Origin of the sequence: Streptomyces sp., assembly GCF_031178505.1 — a bacterium.
Lineage (GTDB): Bacteria > Actinomycetota > Actinomycetes > Streptomycetales > Streptomycetaceae > Streptomyces > Streptomyces gulbargensis.
In genome coordinates this window covers 1-8,809 of sequence record NZ_JAPSIW010000243.1, presented here as the reverse complement: position 1 = coordinate 8,809, position 8,809 = coordinate 1, and the positions used below count along the sequence as shown (strand labels likewise).

Annotated in this window: 7 protein-coding genes and 1 pseudogene; 6 read left to right on the top strand and 2 right to left on the bottom strand. The window is 72.8% G+C overall.

Annotation, left to right across the window (positions count from 1 at the left end; translation table 11 throughout):
- Nucleotides 1-512: pseudogene (locus RIF68_RS17685) on the top strand (cell division protein DivIVA); the annotation flags it as partial.
- Between the two features lie 176 nt (nucleotides 513-688).
- On the opposite strand, the gene ileS reads toward RIF68_RS17685, so the two are convergent.
- Nucleotides 689-3,832 carry an isoleucine--tRNA ligase gene (gene ileS, locus RIF68_RS17680; protein WP_309052232.1) on the bottom strand — a complete coding sequence of 1,048 codons (3,144 nt, stop codon included), beginning with the start codon at nucleotides 3,830-3,832 and terminating at the stop codon, nucleotides 689-691.
- Between the two features lie 534 nt (nucleotides 3,833-4,366).
- A complete protein-coding gene (locus tag RIF68_RS17675) occupies nucleotides 4,367-5,122 on the bottom strand; it encodes a hypothetical protein (protein ID WP_309052231.1) in 756 nt (251 codons plus the stop codon).
- On the opposite strand from RIF68_RS17675, the gene RIF68_RS17670 reads away from it, so the two are divergent.
- From RIF68_RS17670 to RIF68_RS17650, 5 genes are all read left to right on the top strand, one after another.
- Nucleotides 5,091-5,558, top strand: a complete 468-nt coding sequence (locus tag RIF68_RS17670) for a TraR/DksA C4-type zinc finger protein (protein WP_309052230.1) — start codon at nucleotides 5,091-5,093, stop codon at nucleotides 5,556-5,558. The genes RIF68_RS17675 and RIF68_RS17670 overlap by 32 nt on opposite strands.
- A gap of 128 nt (nucleotides 5,559-5,686) precedes the next feature.
- Nucleotides 5,687-6,253: a signal peptidase II gene (gene lspA / locus RIF68_RS17665; protein WP_309052229.1), complete on the top strand. Its 567-nt coding sequence runs from the start codon at nucleotides 5,687-5,689 to the stop codon at nucleotides 6,251-6,253.
- A 29-nt stretch (nucleotides 6,254-6,282) separates the two neighbouring features.
- Complete coding sequence (locus RIF68_RS17660) at nucleotides 6,283-7,224, top strand: RluA family pseudouridine synthase (RefSeq protein ID WP_309052228.1); 942 nt, start codon at nucleotides 6,283-6,285, stop codon at nucleotides 7,222-7,224.
- Nucleotides 7,221-7,694 (top strand): GNAT family N-acetyltransferase, encoded by a 474-nt coding sequence (locus RIF68_RS17655; protein ID WP_309052227.1) that lies wholly within the window; start codon nucleotides 7,221-7,223, stop codon nucleotides 7,692-7,694. Before RIF68_RS17660 ends, RIF68_RS17655 begins: the two co-directional genes overlap by 4 nt.
- A 97-nt stretch (nucleotides 7,695-7,791) precedes the next feature.
- A partial coding sequence (locus RIF68_RS17650) for a cation:proton antiporter (RefSeq protein ID WP_309052226.1) occupies nucleotides 7,792-8,809 on the top strand: 1,018 nt, incomplete at its 3' end.

Genomic DNA, 8,809 nt, shown 5'->3' with positions numbered 1-8,809 from the left:
AGATCGTCGGCGAGGCGCGCTCGCGCGCCGAGGGCCTGGAGCGGGACGCCCGCGCCAAGGCGGACGCTCTTGAGCGGGACGCGCAGGAGAAGCACCGCGTCGCGATGGGCTCCCTGGAGTCCGCCCGCGCCACGCTGGAGCGCAAGGTCGAGGACCTGCGCGGCTTCGAGCGCGAGTACCGTACGCGCCTGAAGTCGTACCTCGAGTCCCAGCTGCGTCAGCTGGAGACCCAGGCCGACGACTCGCTGGCTCCGCCGCGGACCCCGGCGACGGCTTCCCTGCCGCCGTCCCCGTCCATGGCCTCCGCCGGCGCGAGCGCGCCGTCCTACGGTGGCAACGGCGGGATGGGCGGTGCGCCCTCCATGGGCGGCGCCCCGTCCTACGGCGGTCAGCAGCAGATGTCGCCCGCGATGACCCAGCCGATGGCTCCGGTCCGGCCGCAGGCTCCGCAGCCGATGCAGCAGGCGCCGGCGCCGATGCGCGGGTTCCTCATCGACGAGGACGACAACTGACGCGGCGGCCCCCCGCGCGCTGAGGCGCGCACCGGTCGGCAGCCCCAAGGGCCGGCTCCCCACCCGGGAGCCGGCCCTTCGGCGTACGCGGGGCTCCCGCCGGCCCGCGGCCCCGCGAGGGGAGTACGGGGAAGGGCCCGGCTTCGGGGAAGCCGGGCCCTTCGGACGGGGGCGGGTCAGGACTTGCGCAGGTGGAAGGTGAGGGCGAGGGGCTCGTCCGTGAAGGCCGGGCCGAAGGAGTCGTCGGGCTCACCCTGCGCGTACTCCGTCGCCAGCACCTCCTCCGCGATCAGCCCGGCGTGCGCGGACAGCGCCTCCACCGTCTCCTCCGACGCCGACGTCCACCGCAGCGCGATCCGGTCCGCCACGTCCAGGCCGCTGTTCTTGCGCGCCTCCTGGATCAGCCGGATCGCGTCCCGCGCGAGGCCGGCCTTCCGCAGCTCCGGGGTGATCTCCAGGTCCAGGGCGACCGTCGCGCCCGCGTCGGACGCGACCGACCAGCCCTCGCGCGGCGTCTCGGTGATGATGACCTCCTCGGGGGAGAGGGTCACCTGCTCGCCGTTCACCTCCAGCGAGGCCTCACCGGAGCGCAGCGCCAGCGACAGCGCCGCCGCGTCGGCCGCGGCCACCGCCTTCGCCACGTCCTGGACGCCCTTGCCGAAGCGCTTGCCGAGGGCCCGGAAGTTCGCCTTGGCGGTGGTGTCGACGAGGCTGCCGCCGACCTCCGAGAGGGACGCCAGGGAGGAGACGTTCAGCTCCTCCGTGATCTGGGCCCGCAGCTCCGGCGAGAGCGCGGCGAAGCCCGAGGCGGCGACCAGCGCCCGCGACAGCGGCTGACGGGTCTTCACCCCGGACTCGGCGCGCGTGGCGCGGCCCAGCTCGACCAGTCGGCGGACCAGGACCATCTGCTCGGAGAGGGCCGGGTCGGTCAGCGCCGCGTCGGCCTCCGGCCAGCTCGCCAGGTGGACCGACTCGGGGGCGTCCGGGGTGACGGGCACGACGAGGTCCTGCCAGACCCGCTCGGTGATGAACGGGGTCAGCGGCGCCATCAGACGGGTGACGGTCTCCAGGACCTCGTGCAGGGTGCGCAGCGCCGACGCGTCGCCCTGCCAGAACCGGCGCCGCGAGCGGCGCACGTACCAGTTGGACAGGTCGTCGACGAAGGCCGACAGGAGCTTGCCGGTCCGCTGGGTGTCGTACGACTCCATGGCCTCGGTGGCCTCGGCGACGAGCGTGTTCAGCTCGCCGAGCAGCCAGCGGTCGAGGACCGGGCGCTCGGCCGGGGCAGGGTCGGCGGCCGACGGGGCCCAGCCGGCCGTACGGGCGTAGAGGGCCTGGAAGGCGACCGTGTTCCAGTACGTCAGGAGGGTCTTGCGGACGACCTCCTGGATCGTGCCGTGGCCGACCCGGCGGGCCGCCCACGGGGAGCCGCCGGCCGCCATGAACCAGCGGACCGCGTCGGCGCCGTGCTGGTCCATGAGCGGGATCGGCTGGAGGATGTTGCCCAGGTGCTTGGACATCTTCCGGCCGTCCTCGGCGAGGATGTGGCCGAGACAGACGACGTTCTCGTACGAGGACTTGTCGAAGACCAGGGTGCCGACGGCCATCAGGGTGTAGAACCAGCCGCGGGTCTGGTCGATGGCCTCGGAGATGAACTGCGCCGGGTACCGGCTCTCGAACAGCTCCTTGTTCCGGTACGGGTAGCCGTACTGGGCGAACGGCATCGAGCCCGAGTCGTACCAGGCGTCGATGACCTCCGGCACCCGGACGGCCTCCAGCGCGCAGCCGTCGGCCGGGCAGGTGAAGGTCACGTCGTCGATGAACGGCCGGTGCGGGTCGAGCCCGGACTGGTCGGCGCCGGTCAGCTCGGTCAGCTCGGCGCGCGAACCCACGCAGGTGAGGTGGCCCTCCTCGCAGCGCCAGATCGGCAGCGGGGTGCCCCAGTAGCGGTTCCGGGAGAGCGCCCAGTCGATGTTGTTGTTCAGCCAGTCGCCGAAGCGGCCGTGCTTGACCGAGTCCGGGAACCAGTTCGTCTTCTCGTTCTCCTGGAGCAGGCGGTCCTTCACCGCGGTCGTCCGGATGTACCAGGACGGCTGCGCGTAGTAGAGCAGGGCCGTGTGGCAGCGCCAGCAGTGCGGGTAGCTGTGCTCGTACGGCACGTGGCGGAAGAGGAGGCCGCGGGCTTCCAGGTCGGCGGTGAGCGCCTCGTCGGCCTTCTTGAAGAAGACACCGCCGATCAGCGGCAGGTCCTCCTCGAAGGTGCCGTCCTGGCGGACCGGGTTCACCATCGGCAGACCGTACGCCTTGCAGACCTTGAGGTCGTCCTCACCGAAGGCGGGGGACTGGTGGACGAGACCGGTGCCGTCCTCGGTGGTCACGTAGTCGGCGTTGACGACGAAGTGGGCCTCGGCCGGGAACTCCACCAGCTCGAAGGGCCGCTGGTAGGTCCAGCGCTCCATGTCCTTGCCGGTGAAGGACTCGCCGGTGGTCACCCAGCCCTCGCCGAGCGCCTTCTCCAGGAGCGGCTCGGCGACGACGAGCCGCTCGTCGCCGTCGGTGGCGACCACGTAGGTGACCTCGGGGTGGGCGGCGACCGCCGTGTTGGACACCAGGGTCCACGGGGTCGTCGTCCAGACGAGGAGGGCCGCCTTGCCGGCCAGCGGGCCGGAGGTCAGCGGGAAACGCACGAAGACGGAGGGGTCGACGACCGTCTCGTAGCCCTGGGCCAGCTCGTGGTCCGACAGGCCGGTGCCGCAGCGGGGGCACCAGGGGGCGACGCGGTGGTCCTGCACCAGCAGGCCCTTGTCGAAGATCTGCTTCAGCGACCACCAGACCGACTCGATGTACGAGGGGTCCATCGTCCGGTAGGCGTCGTCCAGGTCGACCCAGTAGCCCATGCGGGTCGTCAGCTCGGCGAAGGCGTCGGTGTGACGGGTCACGGACTCGCGGCACTTGGCGTTGAACTCGGCGATGCCGTACGCCTCGATGTCCTTCTTGCCGGAGAAGCCGAGCTCCTTCTCGACGGCGAGCTCGACCGGCAGGCCGTGGCAGTCCCAGCCGGCCTTGCGGGCCACGTGGTAGCCGCGCATCGTCCGGAAGCGGGGGAAGACGTCCTTGAAGACGCGGGCCTCGATGTGGTGGGCGCCGGGCATGCCGTTGGCGGTGGGCGGGCCCTCGTAGAACACCCACTCGGGGCGGCCTGCGGACTGCTCCAGGGTCTTCTCGAAGACCTTGTTCTCCTGCCAGAAGTCGAGCACGGCGTGCTCGAGCGCGGGCAGGTCGACCTGGGCGGGCACCTGACGGTACTGCGGCGGTGTCATGCGGCGGACTCTCCTCCGGACGGACGGTTCTCTTCCGTCGGAGGGACGAGAGCACTGCTCCCGCGGTACCACCCTCCTTGGCCCCGGGCGCGGACACCCTGAGCCCCCTCATTGGGGTCGCGACGCCGGGTCTAGTCACCGCGGTGACCCGCGGCTTTCTTCCGGCAGCTCCGGGGTGATGCTTCACATCGGGCTCGCCCCCGGGCTCTCACCGTCCCCGGGTCGCTCATGGCTGCGTACGACGCTACTCGTCCCCATCCAAGCCTCTCGCTACGCCCCAGTGTACGGGGCGGAGCGAGGGTCACCGCACGTCCTTTTCGCCGCCCCCCGGTGACCCGAATGGCCACACGGGGCGCCCGGGAGTTCGGATACGGCCATGTGGGGGAGGGCGGCGGGCGGATTACCGGGCGGTGAGCGGGGCACAACGGAGGCAGGCCCGTCCCGTGGGGTACGGGGGCGGGCGGGAACGGCGGCGTGCCCCGTTGCCGCGGACCCTGGGCCGATTTATCGTCCCAGCACGATTCGCGAGCAAGATCACAAAATGTGAAGGGGCCGCGACATGGTGGCGAAGAAGACCGCCGCGAAGAAGTCCCCGACGGCCTCAAAGGCCCCGGCGGGAGCCCGGTCCGCCGCCGGTTCCGCCGGTGCGCGTTCCGCCGGCGCGGGCGTGGACGGCAAGGACGTGGCGGGGAAGAGGACGGCGGTCGGGAAGAGGACGGCCACGGCGGCCCCCGCGCGCGGGAGGACGGCCGGGTCGTCCGCGGTGGAGAGGAGCACGGCCGAGCCGGCGGGGAAACGGACGGTGGCCGGGAGGGCCGCGGCGGAGAAGGCCACGGCCGGGACGACGGCGGCGCGCAAGGCCGCCGCGAAGCGGACGGACCCGGAGAAGGCCGCCCCGGCGCCGCCGCCCGCCACCGGGAGGACACCGGCGAGGAAGGCCCCGGCGAGGAAGGCCCCTTCCGGGAGCTCGGGAGGTACGGCCGCCCCGAAGGCCCCGGCGCGGAAGAAGGCCGCGAAGAGGACTCCGGCGGCCCGCGAGCCGGCCGCCCCCGCCGTACCCCCCGGGGCCCCGGAAGGTCCGGGCGGCCCGGACACCCCGGACCCGGCCGGTGCCGGGCCCGCCGAACCCCCGGAGACGCCGGAGGCCCCCGGGGCCCCGGCGGCCCCGGCGAAGAGGACCACGGCCAGGAAGGCCGAGGCGAGGAAGGCGCCCGCCAGGACGGCGGGCGCCGCGAAGCAGCAGACAGGAGCCAGGACGGTGGCAGCGAAGAAGACCGCGGGTGGCGTCACGACCGTCGAGGACGAGGCGGCGGTGCCCCCGGCCCGCGCCGGGGAGCTCGCGGTACGCCCCGGCGAGGATCCCTGGACGCCGGAGGAGGTCGCGGAGGCCCGCGGTGTGCTCCAGGCGGAGGTGACGCGCCTGCGCACCGAGCTCGCGCACTCGCAGCAGGAGCTCACCGGCCTCATGCGGGACTCCGGCGACGGCGCCGGCGACGACCAGGCCGACACCGGCACCAAGAACATCACCCGGGAGCACGAGCTGGCCCTCGCCGCCAACGCCCGCGAGATGCTGGAGCAGACCGAGCACGCCCTGGAGCGGCTGGACGCCGGCACCTACGGGCTCTGCGAGATCTGCGGGAGGCCCATCGGCAAGGCGCGCATGCAGGCCTTCCCCCGCGCCACCCTGTGCGTCGAGGACAAGCAGCGCCAGGAGCGCCGGGGCTAGGGCGTCCCGGGCCCCTGGCACCGGCGGGCCCGGGCCCCGCGTGAGGCGAGGTCCGGGCTGCCGGTGGCGCGGGCCCGTGCCGTACCCTCGGTGCACGGTCAGGCATCGAGGTTCGAGGGACTCACTCAGTGGCAGAGGCGGAGAGCGTCATCGGTACGCCGGATTCAGCAGGGGCCGACGAGTCGGCCGTTCCCGAGGAGCGGCCGAAGGGCAAGCGCCGGATCCTCGCCTTGTTCCTGGTGGCCGTCGTGGCCTACCTCCTCGACCTCGGCAGCAAGATCGTGGTCGTGGAGAAGCTGGAGGGCCGTGAGCCGATCAAGGTGATCGGCGACCTGCTGCGCTTCGAGGCGATCCGGAACCCGGGCGCCGCCTTCGGCATGGGCGAGGCCTTCACGATCATCTTCACCTGCATCGCCGCCGTGGTGATCGTGGTGATCATCCGGCTGGCCCGCAAGCTCTACAGCCTGCCCTGGGCCATCGCCCTCGGCCTGCTCCTCGGCGGTGCGCTCGGCAACCTCACCGACCGGATCTTCCGCTCCCCGGGCGTCTTCGAGGGCGCGGTCGTGGACTTCATCGCCCCGGCGCACTTCGCCGTCTTCAACCTCGCGGACTCCGCCATCGTGTGCGGCGGCATCCTGATCGTCCTGCTGTCCTTCCGTGGCCTGGACCCCGACGGCACCGTCCACAAGGACTGAGCACTCCCGGCACAAGGCATACTCGACGGGTGAGTACGAGTCCCGAGATCCGCACGCTGCCCGTTCCCGATGGCCTGGAGGGCGAGCGCGTCGACGCCGCCATCGCCCGCATGTTCGGGTTCTCCCGTACGAAGGCGGCCGAGCTGGCCGCCGCAGGCAAGGTCCAGGTCGACGGCGCCGTCGTCGGCAAGTCCGAGCGGGTCAGCGGCGGCGCGTGGCTCGAGGTCGAGATGCCGGGCGCGCCCGCGCCCGTGCAGATCGTCGCCGAGCCCGTCGAGGGCATGGAGATCGTCCACGACGACGACGACATCGTGGTGATCACCAAGCCGATCGGCGTGGCCGCGCACCCCAGCCCCGGCTGGACCGGCACCACCGTCATCGGCGGTCTCGCCGCCGCCGGCTACCGCATCTCCACCTCCGGCGCCGCCGAGCGCCAGGGCATCGTGCACCGCCTCGACGTCGGTACGTCGGGCCTCATGGTGGTCGCCAAGTCGGAGTACGCGTACACCTCGCTCAAGCGCCAGTTCAAGGAGCGCACGGTCGACAAGCGCTACCACGCGCTGGTCCAGGGGCACCCGGACCCGATGAGCGGCACCATCGACGCCCCGATCGGACGCCACCCGAACCACGACTACAAGTGGGCGGTCACCGCCGACGGCAAGCCGTCCGTCACCCACTACGACCTCATCGAGGCGTACCGGGCGGCCTCGCTGCTCGACATCAAACTGGAGACGGGCCGCACCCACCAGATCCGGGTGCACATGTCGGCCCACCGCCACCCCTGCGTCGGCGACCTCACCTACGGCGCCGACCCGACCATGGCCAAGCGGCTCGGCCTGACCCGGCAGTGGCTGCACGCCGTCCGCCTCGGCTTCGAGCACCCGGGCGACGGGAAGTGGGTCGAGTTCGAGAGCACCTACCCGGCCGACCTCAGGACCGCCCTGGACCGCATCGAGGCGGAGAGCCGGTGACCGGCGGCCTCACCGTCCGGCAGGCCGTCGGGGAGGAGGACCGCGCGGCCTGCTTCGCGGTCCGCCGCGAGGTCTTCGTCGAGGAGCAGGGCGTCCCGCAGGAGCTGGAGTACGACACGTACGACGCGACCGCGGTGCACGTCCTCGCGGTCCGCGCGGACGGCGTACCGCTGGGCACCGGGCGTCTGCTGCACGGCGCGGACGCGCTCGCGAAGACCGGCGCGGACGCCTCCGTCGGCTCCCTGGGCCGGCTCGCGGTCACCCGGGCCGCCCGTGGCCTCGGCGTCGGCGCGGCACTGGTCGCGGCCATCGAGGAGGCGGCGCGCGAGCGCGGCCTCGACGCCGTGGACCTGCACGCGCAGACCCAGGCGCTCGGTTTCTACGAGCGGCTCGGGTACGCGGCGTACGGCCCCGAGTTCCCGGACGCCGGGATGCCGCACCGCGCCATGCGCAAGGCCCTGCGGGCCTGATCCGGGCACAGCGGCGGTCTCCGTCGCCTCCGCCCCCCGGGCGCGTGACCCGGGGGTCATGGCGGAGAAAACGGACGTTCGTGACAAGGTGGGGCCCGTGGATCAACTGGCCCTTCTCTTCCTGCTGCTGCTCGGAGCCGTCCTCACCGTGCCCCTCGGTGAGCGGCTCGGACTGCCCGCACCGGTCCTGATGACCCTCGTCGGGATCGTGCTGGCCCTGCTGCCGTTCGTCCCGAACGTCGAGATCCCGCCGCAGTACATCCTCCCGCTGGTCCTGCCACCGCTGCTCTACGCCTCCGTCCAGCGCACCTCCTGGCGTCAGTTCGCGGCCAACAAGCGGCCGATCTTCCTCCTCGCGGTGGCCCTGGTCTTCGTCACCACGGCCGTCGTGGGCGCCGTCGCCGACGCGCTGGTCCCCGGTCTCCCGCTCGCCGCCGCCCTCGCGCTCGGGGCGCTCGTCGCCCCGCCCGACCCGGTCGCGGCCACCGCCGTCGCCGGGTCGCTCGGCCTGCCGCGCCGGCTGGTGTCGATCCTGGAGGGCGAGGGCCTCTTCAACGACGTCACCGCGATCGTGCTCTACCACGTGGCGATCACCGCCGTCGTCACCGGCCACTTCTCCTGGCCGGAGGCGGTCGGTGAGCTGGTGCTCTCCGGTGTGGTCGCGGTCGCCGTGGGCCTCGGCCTCGGCTGGCTCTCCAACAAGCTGATCGGCGTCCTCGGCGACGCCACGCTCCAGACCGGTCTGACGCTCCTCGTCCCCTTCGTGGGCTACGTCCTCGCCGAGGAGCTGCACGGCTCCGGGGTCCTCGCGGTCCTCGTCACCGCCCTCTTCCTCGCGGAGCACGCGGTCGACGCGGACGACGTCATGGGGCGGCTCGCGGGCCAGACCTTCTGGCAGGTCGTCGACACGCTCGTCACCGGCGTCGCCTTCGGGCTCATCGGCCTCGAACTCATCCACGTCTTCGGGGTGGCCGAGGGACGCGGACCTGAGATGCTCGGCTGGGGCGCCGCCGTCGTCGCCGTGGTGGTCGGGGTGCGGCTGCTCTGGCTGCTGCCCGCCACCTGGCTGGCGAAGCGGCTGCACACCCGCCGGGACGTGGACGAGGAGATCCCGG